Genomic DNA, 16,395 nt, shown 5'->3' on the forward strand with positions numbered 1-16,395 from the left:
GGACAAGCAGGTATGCAAAAAGCCCGCGGCTCACATGGGGGTGAGTAGCGGGCCTTTTATCTTGTTCGGACCGATTAGCGGTTTACCTGGTTGACGATGTTCCCGGCGATGTATTGGCGTATGTTATCGGCAGCAATCTGCATCAACCGCTCGCGGGCCTCGAGGGTGGCCCAGGCAATGTGCGGGGTGATGTAGCAGTTGCGGGCAGCGACGAGCGGGTTGTCGGGCCGCGGCGGCTCCTGCGACAGAACGTCGACTCCGGCGGCCTTGATGCGGCCGCAGTTCAGCGCCTCGGCCAGGTCGTGCTCGTTGACCAGCGGGCCGCGTCCCGTGTTGATGACGATAGCCGTCGGTTTCATGCGGGCAATGGCGTCGGCATTGACGAGGTTGCGGGTCGAGTCGGTGAGAGGGCAGTGCAGCGTGATGACGTCGCTCTCGGCCAACAGGGTTTCCCAGTCGACGGGGGTGACGTAGTCGGGCAGGGTTTCGCGGCTCTTGGAGGTCTTGGCCAGTACCTTCATGCCGAATGCGTGGGCGATGCGGGCCACGGCACTGCCAATGTGTCCGAACCCGACGATGCCGATGGTCTTGCCGGCCAGCTCGAATACCGGGCTCTTCAGATAGCAGAAGTCTTTGCAGCGTGCCCAGTCGCCGGCTTTCACGCTCTGCGAGTGGGTGGCCACGTCACTGGCTATGTTGAGGATGTGGGCAAATACCATTTGAGCCACCGAGTCGGTGCTGTACGACGGTATGTTGGTGACTACGATGCCGCGCTCTTTGGCGGCTTCGATGTCGACGATGTTGTATCCCGTAGCCAATACCCCGATGTAGCGCAGCCGGGGCAACTTGTCCAGCGTAGCGGCACTGAGCGGAGTCTTGTTGGTGAGTACGATGTCGGCTTCGGCGGCCCGTTCCACAATCTCGTCGACTGCGGTGCGGTCGTAGACGGTGAAGTCGCCCAGCGCTTCGATCTTCTCCCACGACAGGTCGCCGGGGTTCAGTCCGTAGCCGTCGAGCGCCACGATGCGGTGTGCCGGGCGACGCTCTTCGGCGGTCTTTTCGGTTGTACGTTTCAGTTCGTTCCAGGAGACTTCTCCCTCTTTTACTTTATATCCTTCGGTTATTTTCCACTCTTTCATAATGCACTATTCTTATTTAATCTCTATGGCATTTTTTACCTTTTCGTCGGTGAGGGCAATCTTCAACACCTCTTCGATATTCTTCACGTAGTGGAAGGTGAGCCCTTTCAGGTAGGTATCCTTGATTTCTTCGATGTCTTTGCGGTTCTCCTCCGAGAGGATAATGTCGCGTATGCCGGCTCGTTTGGCCGCCAGAATCTTCTCCTTGATACCGCCCACGGGCAGCACTTTGCCCCGCAGGGTAATCTCGCCCGTCATGGCCAAGTGGTCTTTCACCTTGCGTTGCGTGAAGGTCGAGGCCAGCGAGGTGACCATGGTGATACCGGCCGAGGGGCCGTCTTTGGGAATGGCACCTTCGGGTACGTGGATGTGCACGGCCCACTTGTCGAATACATCTTCGTCGATATCCAGCAGCGAGGCGTGCGACTTGATGTATTGCAGGGCAATGACGGCCGACTCCTTCATCACGTCGCCCAGGTTGCCGGTGAGGGTGAGTTTCTCGCCCTTCGATTTGCTTAGGCTCGATTCGACGAAGAGTATTTCGCCGCCTACCGCCGTCCAGGCCAGCCCGGTTACGACACCGGCGTAGTCGTTGTTTTCGTATTTGTCGCGGTTGTACTCCTGAGCTCCCAGATACTCGTGCAGGTCGTCGAGCGAGAGGGTGTGGTTGTACTCCTTGCCCGAGGCCTTCATGCGGGCGATTTTCCGCATGATGCGGGCTATTTTCTTGTCGAGCTCGCGCACGCCCGACTCGCGGGTGTACTGGTCGACGATGGCAGCCATCACCTTTTTGGGGATGACTACGTCGCCCTCTTTCAACCCGTGGTTCTCGAGTTGCTTGGGTACCAGGTGCCGGCGGCCGATTTCGACCTTCTCCTCGAGTATGTATCCGCTGATGTCGATCAGCTCCATACGGTCGAGCAGGGGCTGCGATATGGTGTTGAGATTGTTGGCCGTAGCGATGAACAGAATCTTCGACAGGTCGTAGTCGATGTCGATGTAGTTGTCGTGGAAGGCGTTGTTCTGTTCGGGGTCGAGTACCTCGAGCAGAGCCGAAGCCGGGTCGCCCTTAAAGTCGTTGCCTATCTTGTCGATTTCGTCGAGCACGAATACCGGGTTGGAGCTCTTCGCCTTGATGAGTCCCTGGATAATACGGCCCGGCATGGCCCCGATGTAGGTGCGCCGGTGACCCCGTATCTCGGCCTCGTCGTGCAGACCGCCCAACGAGATGCGTATATACTTGCGGTTCAGTGCCTCGGCTATGGATTTACCCAGCGAGGTCTTGCCCACGCCCGGAGGTCCGTAGAGGCAGATGATGGGCGATTTCATGTCGCCCCGCAGCTTCAGCACGGCCAGATGTTCGATGATGCGCTCTTTCACCTTGTCGAGACCGTAGTGGTCCTTGTCGAGCTGTTTCTGCACGTGGTTCAGGTTGAAGTTGTCTTGCGTGTACTCGTTCCACGGCAACTCGAGCAGCGTGTCGAGGTAGGTATACTGCACCGAGAAGTCGGGCGATTGCGGGTGCAGCCGCTCGAGCTTGCGCATCTCTTTCTCGAAAATCTCGGCCGTCTTGGCATCCCATTTCTTCTTTTCGGCCCGTTCGCGCAACTCCTGTATGTCCTGGTCCTGCATGTTGCCGCCCAGCTCCTCCTGGATAGTACGTATCTGCTGTTGCAGGAAGTGTTCCCGTTGTTGCTGGTTCAGGTCCTCGCGGGTTTTGGACTGGATGTCGGCCTTGATTTGCAGCAGTTGCGCCTCTTGGGTGAGCATCTCGTAGAGCTTGAAGAGGCGGGCCTTCATGTTGTCGATACCCAGCAGTTCCTGTTTTTGAGCAGCTGTCAGCGGGATATTGGCTCCCAGGAAGTTGATGAGGTAGTGGGCATTGTCGATATTTCGAATGGCAAAAATCAACTCTTTGGCCTGCTCGCCGATGTTTTTCAGCAAGTCGAAGGTCAGGTCTTTCATGGCCGATACCAACGCTTCAAACTCCTTGTCGTCGGGTTCGGGCATGATTTCGTCGAGTAGCGACACATTGGCACGCATGTAGGGGAAGGTCTCGGTCACTTCGTCGATTTTGAAGCGCTTCATCTTACCCTGCAGAATCACGGTCGTGCTGTCGTCGGGCATCTCCAGTATCTTGATGATTTCGCCGATTACACCCACCTCGTACAGGTCGTCGCGCCCCGGGTCTTCAACGGCTGCATTGCGCTGACATACCACGCCGATGGGGGTATGGTTGTTCTGAGCATCCTTGACCAGTTGCAGCGACTTGGGGCGGCCTACGTTCACCGGGATGGCTACTCCCGGGAACAATACCATGTTGCGCAAGGCGAGAATAGGCAATCCTTTGGTGTCTAACGTCTTGCATTCCGAATCGTTTTGTCCGGATATTTCGGTAAACAGTGGCATAATCGAAGGTGTATTTTCGTCGTTTTCGCAGATCATAAACTTGTTCTTATTCTTAGGTGTTTGGTTCCATATTGACATTTTGGCAGGTAGCCATACTTCTGTTGCAAGCATAGTCTTCCCCTGTCTCTTATTTTATGTTATCCTGCAACAGGCGTGCCAAAGTTACGCAAATAAGAGGGCATTGTCGAAATTATTATGTTTTTTTGTTTATTTTGCATGCCCAAAGCAAAGCAATATGGCAAATTCTTTTTTCAAATTCAAGCAGTTTACGATTTATCAGGAGCGTGCCGCCATGCGGGTAGGTACCGATGGGGTGTTGCTCGGGGCCTGGTGTCGCATCGGAGAGGGCAAGCGCATTCTCGACGTGGGGACCGGCACCGGGCTGATAGCTCTCATGGCGGCTCAACGCTCGGCGGCTTGTATCGACGCCGTCGAGCTGGATTTCGGGGCTGCCTGCGATGCGGCTCTGAATGCGGGACTGTCGCCCTGGAGCGACCGTGTCACAATCTATAAGGCCGATTTCGGCGATTGGTTCGGCCGATACACCCGGCCGCGGTACGACCATATTCTCTCCAATCCGCCCTATTTCGTGCAGTCGTTGTTGCCGCCCGACAGCCGTCGGGAGAGGGCCCGGCACACTGGTACGCTCGACTACGAGACTCTGTTCGAGGGGGCAGCTGCGCTGCTGTTGCCGGGCGGACGTGTGTCGCTTATCTCACCGGCCGATTTGGAGGAGCATCTCACCTTTGTGGCCTTGTTGCACGGCTTCTATCCGGCCCGGTTCACTTATGTGTCGGGTATCGCGGGGCGAGCACCCAAACGGTTGCTGTCGGAGTGGGGCAGGGCACGCCGGCCTTTGCAGACCCATGCCATGGCTATCGAACAGCGGGGTGCGGGCTACACAACAGACTATGTGTCGCTTACCCGTGATTTTTATCTGAAAATGTAAAACCCGGAACAAATGCGGTATCCCGACTGTTATAGTTGTAGTTTGTGTGAATCTATAATTTTAATTACAACTATTTGCTATGATGGATATTTCAACCATGTATTTCTGGGGCAAAACCAAGTATTGGTGGGCCCTGATTGTAGTCGGGTTATTGATGATACCTTGCGGCTTGTGGCTTTGGTCGCAGCCGACACTGGGCTATGAAGTGCTCTCCATGCTGTTGGGATGGATGCTGATTTTGTTTGGTGTTGTGCAGCTCATTGTATCGAACAATGTAAAGCGTAAGGTGCGCGGCTGGGGCTGGTGGTTGGCCGGGGGTGTCATCGACATACTCATTGGTTTCATTTTGGTGGGGAATCTTTCGTTCAGCGAAACGGTGTTACCTTTCTTCTTTGCATTCATATTCCTGTACAAGGGTATTTCCAATCTGGCTTCGGCATTTGCCATGACCTCTACGCACCGGTACTGGTGGGTCTATCTCATCAACGGTCTGTTGCTGCTCGTTCTTGGATTCCTGTTTTTGTCGATGCCTTTCATGGCCACCTTCTCGATTGTCTTTTTATGTGCCGCAGCCTTCCTCTACTGGGGTATCACACTTATCCTTTTCGGCTATTCGTTACGGCCTAAGGCTCAATGACGGTTCCCGACAGGCTGTTTTGCATCGAGCGCTCGTCTCTATCGGAGGTGAGCGCTTTTTGTTTAAGTGCGTTAAATCCTTTTGTGGGTGTTTCTTATAAGCAGGAAAAGAGTATATTTGTAGAAAATTAAGAGAACTGTATGCAGTATATATCGGCTTTTTAGTTTCTTTTAGTAGAAAGGCCGTTAAACTATTTTTTGAAAGAAAAGTCTAATGGATAAATTATAGAATCAATCAATAGAGTAATTAAACTAAGGAGAAGTGGTTATGAAAACAAGAAGATTTGCCCTGTTGATTATATTGCCGATGCTTGGGGTGAGCTTTGCCAGGGCAAGCTCGTATGTAATCGAAGATGATATTTATTATAATCCGAATGATAAGAATCCGATTGTAGAGCAAAAGGCAAAGGAGAAAGCTGCGCAGGCTGCCGCCGTCAGGGCAGCTTCGGATACGGTTGTGAAGAAGACGTTGGTGATGACTGCCGACAAACAGTTCTTCGATGTCGACGAGTACAATCGTCGAGGCAGTTCGGCTCCGGAGGTGACCCTCGATCAGTTGGCAGCCAATCAGCAGGAAAATTATGTCGAGTATAATATTGTCGACGAGAATGGCGATGACGGTTACTACCTGAATGGTTTCAACGGATCGGCTTCGGACTATGAGTATGCCCTGCGTATTCGTCGGTTCCACAACCCCAAGTTTGTGGTGTCGGTAAGCGATCCCTTCTATTCCGATATTTATTTCCTCGACAATAACGACTGGAATGTCTACATTTCGGACAACTATGCTTGGGTAACTCCCACCTGGACGAATCCCTGGTACTGGGATTACATGTGGACACCCTATTCCTATACCAGTTGGTCGTGGCGCTGGAGTGTGGGCCCGTGGCGGTTTGGTTGGGGATATGATCCCTACTACTACGGTTGGGGCGGCTACTGGGGTGGCTATTGGGGATGGAACTCGTGGTACAGTCCCTATTTCCATCACCATCACTACTATTCGCCCTACTACTACCATCGTCCCTACTACGGGTGGAATGCTCCGGCACGTCCGCAATATACTCCCAACGGGCGTCAGCCCAATCGCTATGGCGGTAATATCGTATCGTCGGGCAATGGGGTGACGACTACCGGACGTCGGGCAACGGTGGGTACCGCTTCGACTTCGGCGTCGACTACGACCAGTCGCCGAGCAACGACCAGTGTTTCTTCATCGTCGAATGGCAGCAGTTCTGTAAATGGTGTTCGCACCAACCGGGGAACGGTCATCAGCAATAGCTCCAGCTCCAATTCGAATCGTGGGTATAGTTTCGGCTCTGCCAATACTTCTCGCCGAGGCACCAGTTCGTCGTCGAGCTCGGTATCGGTTCCGTCGACGACTCAAAGTCGCAGACAGACGACAATCAATACCCGTCCGAGCTCCTCGAGCAACAGCTATAACAGGGGTTACAACAGTGGTACTGTCGGTACCAGTCGACGGGGCAGCAGCTCGAGCTCAAGCTCTTCGTTCAATCGCAACTCCTCGACTTCGGGGCGTTCCTCGAGCTTCTCGAGCGGATCGTCGAGCCGTCGCTCTTCGGGTAGCTATTCGGCGCCATCCTCTTCGTCGGGAAGAAGCAGCGGTACCTCTTCGCGGGGATCCAGTGGAGGAGGCCGTGGAGGTCGTAGATAAGCAAGACGTGAATCATCAAGTAAGAACAATATGAAAACGGTAAAATATGCTTTGGCTGGAGTTGCTCTTTGTAGCAGCTCCATGCTCTTTGGTCAAGGCGTGGTCGATGCCTTGAAATATTCACAACAAGATATACGAGGTACGGCCCGGTATATGGGCATGGCCGGAGCCTTCGGCGCATTAGGCGGCGATATAACGACCTTGGGCCAGAATCCGGCTGGTATAGGTGTCTATAGAAACTCCGACATTGCCGCCACCATCGACTTTTCGAATCAGGTGAGCACGGTGAATACTGCCGGTAATAACTACTCCGACAGTAAGTTCAAATTCTCGTGCAACAATTTCGGTTTTGTCTGGACCGTTCGTTTCAATCAGGAGGCCCTGAAGAATCTGAATTTCGGCTTTGCCTACAACAAGCAGAAGTCGTTCGACCGCTCATACAAAACCAGCTATGCCAATATCTCGGGTGCCAATTCGCTATCGGGGTATATCGCCAAACTCTCCGATGGAATCTCGGTCGACAATCTGGCGTCGAGCAACAATTCCAGTTTCGACCCTTACGACAGCAGCCCCTGGCTCAATGTGCTGGGCTATCAGTCGTACCTGATTAACCCAAAGAGCTCAAATACCTGGAGCAGTGTCGTGGGTAGCGGGACTTCGGCTACCGGCGACCTGTATGTGCGGGAGAAAGGCTCGATTGACGAGTACAACTTCAACATCGGCGGTAATATCTACGATGTCTTCTACTGGGGTATCGGCGTTGCAGTTACCGACTTTTCGTATGACATACAGAGCGGATATGGCGAGAACTTTACCGGGGGTTATCTGCCCGACGATAACGGCTCGGTGAGCAGCGCCAATACCAATGGCTGGTATCTCATGCAGAATGCCTTGCACACCAACGGCTCGGGTATCAAGGCCAACTTGGGTGTGATTATGCGGGCAACCAATAACTTCCGGTTGGGTTTTGCTTTCCATACCCCCAACTATTACAAAATGACCGTACCTATTCGGCTGCCGTAAAATATAATTTCGACCGTAGCGGGACCTCGTATAACGATTTGGCCGAGACGCCTAACGGAAGTTACAGCTACGAGTTTGAGTCGCCTTGGCGCATGATTGCCAGTGCCGCCTACGTGTTTGGGCAGGGTGGTATTCTGAGTTTCGACTACGAGTATACGGCCAATAACAACATGTCGTTCGACGATCCCTATACAATTGACATGTTTTACAATACAAACAACGAAATTTCCGAGATGCTCTCTCCCGTGCATACTTTCAAGGTGGGTGGCGAATATCGCATTACTCCGCAGTTTAGTGCTCGGTTGGGCTATGCCTACCAAACGTCTCCTGTGAAATCGGAGTACAGGTCGGGACATGAGATTCCTACTGCCGGGACCCTGACCATGTTTACCCTCGACCGGGAGACCAACTACTTTACCGTAGGGCTTGGGTACCGTTTTGCCAATGTCTATGTCGATGTTGCCTATATGCACCGTTATCGTCGCAGCGAGCTTTTCCCCTTCTCTCCGCTGCCTTCGGGTTCCGACGACCTCTTCGATCCCGGTGTCATCAATCAGGCGTTGGCTATTTCGCCTCAAATATCAACGCTAACCGACCACAACAATTCGTTTGCCTTGACGATGGGAGTGAAGTTCTGACCGGCAGAAAAACAGTTTTTGAAAGGACGTTTCGTTTTGAAGCGTCCTTTCGCTTTTTGGGGGACCAGTAATAAGTGTTTATACGAATCAATAGTCGAAAATCAACTAAAATTCAGGACCTGAAGAGGCTATATATTATTTATTAACCATCATAATATATCCCTTTTTCTTTAATGAGTAATAGAAATCCGTGTGGTTGTTATACGTTACATGAGACCAATTGCTATTAAACTTCGGAGGTAAAGAGAAAGATGTAGAATATGATGCGCCCGAGATTTCAATATGGATGAATATAGACTGTAAAGAATAGAAGAGCTGAAATATTCCCTCTAAATATTTCAAATTGATTAAAGGGAGAACCCTCCGGTCCGATACCGAAAGATTCTCCCTTTATTGTATTCTTAAACAGAAGTCTATATTCTTCAACGGCCCGTCCAGACGGGAACAATGCGTTGCATACGCTAAATGTCAGCACAAATAAGTTAAGTTCCAGAAACTTACTGACCAATTATCTTTCAAAGCCCACTATGATGGCACAAGCATCATTATAATCCAAAGAGTTTATGATTGAATCCTGTTCAACCTGTCCCAGGCGGTTGTAAAAAAGGGTGTCTATTTCCCAGCCTTTGTTTTTGAACAGAGCATCCAAAGAATCTTTCTTCTCGTTTAAAAGACTTCTGTATAGTGACTTCATATCATAATTCTTATTTGTCGCTATTTGGAATGTGCCACTTTCCAATCTCATATTTATACGAGGCGCGGTAATTACGGAATCATTGAATACAAATCCCATTCGCTTGTCTACCAGCTGTTCTGTCGAATCGGACCACGCTTGCAATTTATGTTTACTTACATTTCCTATTATCACGCTTTTCCCAAAATAATCTTCGTCCAATCTCAAATCGGTAAATTCTTTTACCGTAATGATAGGAGTGGAAGCGATACTGTCTGTTTGTCCGTCTATAATGCGATACCAGCCGTTTTCACGATGATGGCCCGTGCCTTGATGACTACAACTTGTGGCAAAGAAAGTGATCAGCAGAAGAAGTCCAAATGCGTGTGTATTCATGTTCATATTATGTTTTCTTTTGTTTATCGCAAATATACGGATTATGTCCTATTTAGTTATAAGCAAAGGAATATATAATTTATTCCGTTGAGCATTGCTTAAACCATCTGCAAATCTGTAATATCCAATTCTCAGCCTTGCTCTCTAACTACAACAATAAAAAAGAACAGAGAGAATATAAAAAGGAAAAATCTATCGACTCGATGCCGAAAGGTTCTCCCTTTTTCTTTTACTCTTCAATGAAGTAGCATATACTCTACTTTCTCTTTGCTTTTGAAGGTCTGTGCAGTTTTGCTTTATCGGACAGCAATAATTTTTTTATATAAAAAGAAATCGCTACCTTTGGATAGGGTAGCGGTCGGTTGGGCTCGAGCAGGAAAGTAGCTTTGCTTACAGTGCCGTCTGGCTTGTCGTACGCTACCTTTGCAAATTGTCGAAAATAAGAAAAGCCTTCATGGACAAGCAGCCCACCATAGATACAACGAATAAAGAGTTTCAAGATGCCTTGAGCCTTATTCGCTATACGCATCAGTCGGTATTCCTTACCGGAAAAGCCGGCACAGGCAAGTCTACCTTTTTGAAGTATGTGTGCGAGCATGTGAAGAAGAAGCATGTTGTGCTGGCTCCTACGGGAGTGGCCGCCATCAATGTGGGCGGCAGCACCATCCATTCGTTTTTCAAGATGCCGTTCCGGCCCATGCTGCCCGACGATCCCGACTTGAGTCTGACCGGCGGTCGCATCTACGACCTGCTCAAGTACAACAAAAAGCAACGCCAGCTCTTGCGTGAGGTCGAGCTGATTATCATCGATGAAATTTCGATGGTGCGGGCCGATATGATCGATTTCATCGACCGGGTATTGCGCGTCTATTCGGGCAACATGCGCCTGCCGTTCGGTGGCAAGCAGTTGCTGCTGGTGGGCGACGTCTATCAGTTGGAGCCGGTGGTGACGGCCGACATGCGCGATATTCTGGGCCGCTTCTATCCCAATGCCTATTTCTTTTCGGCCCGGGTGTTCCACGAGATGGCCCTGGTGCCTATCGAGTTGCAGACGGTCTACCGCCAGCAGGACAGCCGCTTTGTCGAGATTCTGGACAAGATACGCAACAACACGGCTACTCGCGAAGAGCTCACGATCCTGAACAGTCGCTATATACCGCAATACGATGGCAATCAGGATGATTTCTCGATTACCCTGGCAACCCGTCGCGACCAGGTCGACTATATCAACGAAAACCGGCTGGCTCGTCTGCCGGGCGAGGAGCATACTTTTCACGGTGAAATCAAAGGCGATTTCCCGGAAGGAAGTTTGCCCACGCTGCTCGATTTGGTCCTCAAGAAGGGGGCTCAGGTCATGTTTATCAAAAACGATCCCGAACGCCGGTGGGTGAATGGCACGATAGGCATCGTGTCGGACATTACCCCCGACGAGAAAATCGAGGTCGTGCTCGAGTCGGGCGAACTGTATGAGTTGGAGCGTTGTGTGTGGGAGAATATCAAGTATACCTATAACGAGAAAGAGAAGAGTATCGAGGAGAATGTGCTGGGTACTTTCGTGCAGTTTCCCATCCGGCTGGCCTGGGCCATTACGGTGCACAAGAGCCAGGGGTTGACCTTCAACAAGGTGGTTGTCGACTTTACCGGCGGAGCCTTTGCCGGCGGGCAGACTTATGTGGCGTTGAGCCGCTGCAAGTCGTTGGAGGGGATTGTCCTGAAGAAGCCTATCATGCACCGCGACATCTTTGTCAACTCCGATATTGTGCGGTTCAGCCGGGAGTTCAACAACCCGGCGCTCATCGAGCAGTCGCTCAAGCTGGCCCAGGCCGACCGCCTGTATGCCGATACGGTGAAAGCCTTCGACGAAGGCGATTTCGACCTCATGCTGCAATCGTTTTTCAAAGCCATTCACACCCGGTACGACATTGAGAAGCCGGTAATCCAGCGCTATATCCGTCGCAAACTGAATGTGATAAATCAGTTGAGGGCCCGGAATCGCGAATTGCAACAGGCTTTGGCCGATAAGGATGCGGTGCTGCGCCAATATGCCCGGGAGTATTATTTGCTGGGCAACGAGTGCATCACCAAGGCCAAAGATGTGCGGGCGGCTTTGGCCAACTTCGACAAGGCGTTGTCGCTCGACCCGACGATGGTCGATGCCTGGGTGCGTAAGGGCATTACGCTCGAGGATAGCGGCGACGAGCACGAGGCCATGGCCTGTTACAACGAGGCCGTGCGGTTGAGCCCGCTCAACTTCAAGGCCCTCTACAACCGGGGCAAGTTGCGCTACAAGCAGGGCGATTACGACTCGGCACTCTCCGATTTTGCCAAGGCCGTGAAGCAGAAACCGGGCCATGCCACGGCACACGACCGCCTGGGCGATACCTTTATCAAACTCGATATGCCCGACATGGCTGCCCGCCACTGGGCCATAGCCGAGGAGCTGCGTGAGAAACGACAACAGAACAACCAATAATAGCGACCATGATGAACAAAAGTCTGAAAAAAGGTTTGAAAATTACCGGCATAACCCTGGCGGCAATTTTGGTATTGATGTTTGTCTTGCCCTTTGCTTTCCAAGACAAAGTGATGAACATTGTAAAGAAGGAGGCCAACGAGATGTTGAATGCCCGGCTCGACTTCGAGTCGCTTCACATCAGCCTCTTCTCGCATTTCCCCAGTGCCTCGATCGAGTTGAATGGGCTCTCCCTCTCGGGCGTGGGCGACTTCGAGGGCGATACGTTGGTATCGGCTCGCTCTATCGATGTGGCTGTCAATGTGATGAGCCTTTTCGGTGACGAGGGTTTCGATGTGAACTACATCGTGCTCGACCGGCCGGCCGTCAAGGCTGTGAAGCTGGCCGACGGGCGGGTAAACTGGGATATCATGAAACCCGATACCGTGGCCGAGGAGGATACGGTCGAGGAGGAGAGCTCGTCGGCTTTCAGGCTGAAACTGAAACACTTCAAGATTATCGATGCCACCCTTGTCTATCTGGACGATTCGACCCAGATGCAGTTCTATACCGACAAGTTGAATCTGAAACTCTCGGGCGACATGAGTGCCGACGTGACCGATATAGACAGCAAGCTCTCGTGCGAGAATATCTATTTTGCCATGGGCGGAGCCTCTTACCTGAAACAGGCCCGGACCGAAGCCAAACTGACAGTATCGGCCGATTTGAAGAACAACAAGTTTACCTTGAAGGAAAATTCGTTGAGTCTCAACGCCATTACGCTGAATCTCGACGGTTGGGTGGCCATGCTCGACAACGGAGCCATGGATATGGACCTGAAGGTAAACACGCCCGAAATCAACTTCAAAGAGATATTGTCGCTGATACCGGCCATCTATCAAAACAATTTCGACAAGTTGCGCACCACGGGCAACATGTCGCTCACGGCCTTTGCCAAGGGGCGTATGGAGGGTGACACCATGCCGCAGTTCGGCCTTACGCTGGGTGTAAACGACGCTACCTTCAGCTACGAGGGGATGCCCGCTTCAATCAACGGCATACAGATAGCCGCCACCGTGAGCAACCCCGGCGGTGTGTTGGACAAGACAGTTATCGACCTGTCGGACTTCCGGCTCAATATGGCCGGCAACCCCTTCCAGGCCACACTCTATGCGGCTACGCCCATCTCCGATTTGAACTTCAAGGCTACGGCCAAAGGTACGGTACATCTGGGTAAAGTCAAGGATATTTATCCGCTGGGCGACTCGATTAGCCTGAGTGGTATCGTTACCGCCGATTTGCGCCTGGCCGGACGCATGTCGGATATTGAAAAAGAGAACTACGAAAAGATACAGGGCGAAGGTACCTTCTCGATTGCCGACATGGACCTGACCATGAAGGGAATGCCCGCCGTAGCGGTGAAGAAGGCTCAGGCCTCGATTTCGGCCAAGGCCATGTCGCTCTCGCAACTCGATGTGAAGGTAGGGCAGAGCGACCTGCAGGCCCAGGGCTCACTCACCAACTATCTGGCTTATGTATTGAAGGACGAGACGATAAAGGGTACCCTAACGGTTACCTCGTCGCTGCTCGATTTGAACGAACTGATGGGCGAGAGCGAAACGACCGAAGAGCCGACGGCCGAGGCCGATACGACAGCCCTCTCGGCCATCGAGGTGCCCAAGAATATCGACATGACCCTGAACGCTTCGTTCAACAAGATTCTGTTCCAGAAGATGGTGCTCGAGCAGGTGAAGGGCAAACTGGTCGTAGCCGACGGGGCCGTGCGCATGACTCCGCTCAGCTTGAAAGCCTTCGGCGGTACGATGGTGGCCAACGGTACCTATTCGACGGCCCAGAACGCATTGCAGCCGCAAGTCAACTTCGACCTCGATATACAGAAAGCCTCGTTCGAGAAGACGTTCGATCAACTCGATATGGTGAAGCAGATTGTTCCCATATTTGCCAAAACGGGCGGAACCTATTCGGTTCAATTCGATTTGAAGTCGGCCCTCGACAGCCAGATGTCGCCCGACCTGAATACTTTGACGGCTCAAGGTGTTATCCAGTCGAACGATATACAGTTGCAGAATATCGAGGTGTTCAGCCAGTTGGCAACCCTGTTGAAGAACGACAAGTTGCGCAACATCGAGGCCAAGGATTTGAAAATCTCCTTTGCCATAGCCGACGGCAAGGTGAAGACTTCGCCTTTCGACATCAAGATGGGCAACATCACCATGAACCTCTCGGGTGTCACCGGGCTCGACCAGACTATCGACTACACGGCCAAAATCAATATTCCTGGAGCCGGCGCCTTGAGCAACGTATCGGCTACCATCGGGGGAACCTTTACGAAGCCTTCGATCAAGCTGAATACCGAGGAGGTGGTGAAGAATGTGGTGACCAGTACGGTCGCTTCGAAAGTGCTGGGTGTCGATGCCGAAGATGTGGAGGCCCAGAAGGCAGCCATTCGCAAACAGGCCGAAGATGCCGGCAACAAACTGATTGCAACCGCCCAGTCCGAGAGTGAGAAACTGGTGGAAAAAGCCTCGAATCCGTTGGCCAAGATAGCTGCTCAGGCAGCCGGCAAGAAGCTGGTCGAGGAGGCCGAGAAGCAGGCCCAGAACTTGAAGGAAGAGGCCGAGAAGCTAATCGAGAAACAGTACGGAAGCGGCAAGTAATCGATGTTGTAGCAGAGAATACAGAGGTACAATGTACCCGTAGCTGATATTCAGAGGAGGGGAACCCGATCGGTTATACCGACGGTTTCCCCTCTTCGCTGTATCTATACCCGGCCAAGGAGGAGTGAAGTGATTATGAATTAACAATGCTATATAAAATATAAATTGTATTTGCTTTATTCTGATGTGGATTTTATCTTTGTAAGGTTAAATATATAATATTATGAGACATATCTGTAAAAGATTAACATTAGCCTCGCTTGTCATAGGAATGACAAGTATGACTTTTTCTGTGAAATCGCAAGATTTTACGGAGCAAAACCTCCCGAATCCCGATAATATTCCGGCTCCTGTTTTTCCGGTACCTACCGAGAGACAATTAAACTGGATGGAGACCGAGTTTTATGGATTCTCGCATTATGGACCCAATACCTTTGTGGGTACCGAGTGGGGAAATGATCGCCGGCCCAATCCTAAAGAGTATGCACCGCAGACGATTCCCGATTGCGACCAATGGGTAGAATCGATGCACGCTGCCGGTATGAAAGGGGCCGTGGTTATCTGCAAGCACCACGATGGTTTCTGTCTGTGGCCTACCGAGAGCACCGATTTCTGTGTGACGAACGGTGGCGGGGTAAGTGCGCAGGTCGATATTCCCAAACTCTTCTCCGAAGCCTGTAAAAAATATGGTATGAAATTCGGTGTATATCTGTCGCCGTGGGATGCCAGCAACGAATACTATGCCTCGAGCACCTATGTGACCGACGTGTTCTTGAAACAGATTACCGAGCTTTGTACCAATTACGGTGAATTGTTCGAAATCTGGTTCGACGGTGCCAACGGCGGTAGCGGTTACTATGGCGGATCTTACCTGACAACCCGTACAATCGACAAAAAGACCTATTACGATTGGGATAACCTCACGCAACGTATTCACGAAATGCAGCCCAATTGTGTCGTATGGGGACGTGAGTTCCGCTGGTGCGGTAACGAAGACGGTTATTCGGGCAAGACCTGCTGGTCCAATTTCGACGTAAACGCAGTCAATAGCGAAACCACCAATAATGTAGGTGCCGAAGACGGTCTGCTGTTCATGCCCTCTGAGGTCGATGTAAGAACGACGTCAAAGTGGTTCTGGACCTCGTCGGAACAAGCCAAGTCGGCCGAGCAACTCTTCAAAATCTATCTCGAGAGTGTAGGCCGCAATGCTACGCTGATTATGAACTGTGCCCCCAACAGCGACGGGAAAATGCCCGACAACGTACGCACGAGCCTCAGCGGTCTGGGTACATTGCTCACCGAGCGTTTGAGCAACGACATGGCCTTGCACGCCAATGTAACGGCCGAGCAGACCCGTACCCCGGGTAATTTTGCCGCTTCGAACATGACCGATGGCGACAAGACTACCTACTGGGCTACCAACGACGACGAAACTACGGGTACTTTCGTTATAGATTTGGGCGAGCTGAAAACGATTCACTACGTTACCCTGCAAGAGTATATCGCGCTGGGACAACGCGTAAAGGGCTTTACTATTGAAACCAGCCAGGACAACGGTTCGTGGGATTCGTTTGCTACCGGTACCACAATCGGTTACAAACGCATCATGGCCAAGAACGACGACACTACCTCGTATGGCAGTGGTACGCAGGCCCGTTATATCCGTGTGAAGATAACCGACAGCAAAGCCTGTCCGCTCATCAGTACCGTTTCGGTTTTCTAACAAATCA

Annotated in this window: 11 protein-coding genes; 8 read left to right on the top strand and 3 right to left on the bottom strand. The window is 51.7% G+C overall.

Annotated features, from left to right (window positions below):
* Positions 1-74: 74 nt before the first annotated feature.
* Together B5F38_RS00450 and lon are read right to left on the bottom strand one after the other, a co-directional pair.
* Positions 75-1,139 carry a D-2-hydroxyacid dehydrogenase gene (locus B5F38_RS00450; RefSeq protein WP_087407352.1) on the bottom strand — a complete coding sequence of 355 codons (1,065 nt, stop codon included), beginning with the start codon at positions 1,137-1,139 and terminating at the stop codon, positions 75-77.
* 12 nt (positions 1,140-1,151) lie between these two features.
* A complete protein-coding gene (lon, locus tag B5F38_RS00455) occupies positions 1,152-3,548 on the bottom strand; it encodes an endopeptidase La (protein WP_241147777.1) in 2,397 nt (798 codons plus the stop codon).
* Between the two features lie 235 nt (positions 3,549-3,783).
* Between lon and B5F38_RS00460 the strand changes: the two genes are divergently transcribed.
* The 5 genes from B5F38_RS00460 to B5F38_RS00480 all read left to right on the top strand — a co-directional run bounded on the left by B5F38_RS00460 (position 3,784) and on the right by B5F38_RS00480 (position 8,466).
* Positions 3,784-4,497 carry a methyltransferase gene (locus B5F38_RS00460; protein WP_087407354.1) on the top strand — a complete coding sequence of 238 codons (714 nt, stop codon included), beginning with the start codon at positions 3,784-3,786 and terminating at the stop codon, positions 4,495-4,497.
* 79 nt (positions 4,498-4,576) lie between these two features.
* Positions 4,577-5,134, top strand: a complete 558-nt coding sequence (locus tag B5F38_RS00465; RefSeq protein WP_241147778.1) for a DUF308 domain-containing protein — start codon at positions 4,577-4,579, stop codon at positions 5,132-5,134.
* Positions 5,135-5,401: 267 nt separating this feature from the next.
* Positions 5,402-6,805: a hypothetical protein gene (locus B5F38_RS00470; RefSeq protein ID WP_143240874.1), complete on the top strand. Its 1,404-nt coding sequence runs from the start codon at positions 5,402-5,404 to the stop codon at positions 6,803-6,805.
* A gap of 30 nt (positions 6,806-6,835) precedes the next feature.
* A complete protein-coding gene (locus B5F38_RS00475) occupies positions 6,836-7,828 on the top strand; it encodes a hypothetical protein (protein WP_143240875.1) in 993 nt (330 codons plus the stop codon).
* Positions 7,829-7,866: 38 nt separating this feature from the next.
* Complete coding sequence (locus B5F38_RS00480) at positions 7,867-8,466, top strand: hypothetical protein (RefSeq protein ID WP_087407358.1); 600 nt, start codon at positions 7,867-7,869, stop codon at positions 8,464-8,466.
* Positions 8,467-8,974: 508 nt separating this feature from the next.
* On the opposite strand, the gene B5F38_RS14435 is transcribed toward B5F38_RS00480, so the two are convergent.
* A complete protein-coding gene (locus B5F38_RS14435) occupies positions 8,975-9,541 on the bottom strand; it encodes a hypothetical protein (protein WP_206422463.1) in 567 nt (188 codons plus the stop codon).
* Positions 9,542-9,989: 448 nt separating this feature from the next.
* Between B5F38_RS14435 and B5F38_RS00495 the strand changes: the two genes are divergently transcribed.
* From B5F38_RS00495 to B5F38_RS00505, 3 genes are all read left to right on the top strand, one after another.
* Positions 9,990-12,008, top strand: a complete 2,019-nt coding sequence (locus tag B5F38_RS00495) for a tetratricopeptide repeat protein (protein WP_087407360.1) — start codon at positions 9,990-9,992, stop codon at positions 12,006-12,008.
* 8 nt (positions 12,009-12,016) lie between these two features.
* Positions 12,017-14,665 carry an AsmA-like C-terminal region-containing protein gene (locus tag B5F38_RS00500; protein ID WP_241147779.1) on the top strand — a complete coding sequence of 883 codons (2,649 nt, stop codon included), beginning with the start codon at positions 12,017-12,019 and terminating at the stop codon, positions 14,663-14,665.
* A gap of 388 nt (positions 14,666-15,053) precedes the next feature.
* The gene (locus B5F38_RS00505; RefSeq protein WP_158096816.1) at positions 15,054-16,388 is read left to right on the top strand and encodes an alpha-L-fucosidase; all 1,335 of its coding nucleotides are present in this window, start codon (positions 15,054-15,056) and stop codon (positions 16,386-16,388) included.
* Positions 16,389-16,395: the final 7 nt, after the last annotated feature.

Source organism: Barnesiella sp. An22 (assembly GCF_002159975.1).
In the GTDB taxonomy this organism is placed as follows: domain Bacteria; phylum Bacteroidota; class Bacteroidia; order Bacteroidales; family Barnesiellaceae; genus Barnesiella; species Barnesiella merdigallinarum.

Coding starts and splice junctions, on each gene's coding strand:
- B5F38_RS00470 (WP_143240874.1), top strand. CDS start 5,402: ATGAAAACAAGAAGATTTGCCCTGTTGATTATATTGCCGATGCTTGGG.
- B5F38_RS00475 (WP_143240875.1), top strand. CDS start 6,836: ATGAAAACGGTAAAATATGCTTTGGCTGGAGTTGCTCTTTGTAGCAGC.
- B5F38_RS00505 (WP_158096816.1), top strand. CDS start 15,054: ATGGAGACCGAGTTTTATGGATTCTCGCATTATGGACCCAATACCTTT.
- B5F38_RS00465 (WP_241147778.1), top strand. CDS start 4,577: ATGATGGATATTTCAACCATGTATTTCTGGGGCAAAACCAAGTATTGG.
- B5F38_RS00460 (WP_087407354.1), top strand. CDS start 3,784: ATGGCAAATTCTTTTTTCAAATTCAAGCAGTTTACGATTTATCAGGAG.
- B5F38_RS14435 (WP_206422463.1), bottom strand. CDS start 9,541: ATGAACATGAATACACACGCATTTGGACTTCTTCTGCTGATCACTTTC.
- B5F38_RS00495 (WP_087407360.1), top strand. CDS start 9,990: ATGGACAAGCAGCCCACCATAGATACAACGAATAAAGAGTTTCAAGAT.
- B5F38_RS00500 (WP_241147779.1), top strand. CDS start 12,017: ATGATGAACAAAAGTCTGAAAAAAGGTTTGAAAATTACCGGCATAACC.
- lon (WP_241147777.1), bottom strand. CDS start 3,548: ATGCCACTGTTTACCGAAATATCCGGACAAAACGATTCGGAATGCAAG.
- B5F38_RS00450 (WP_087407352.1), bottom strand. CDS start 1,139: ATGAAAGAGTGGAAAATAACCGAAGGATATAAAGTAAAAGAGGGAGAA.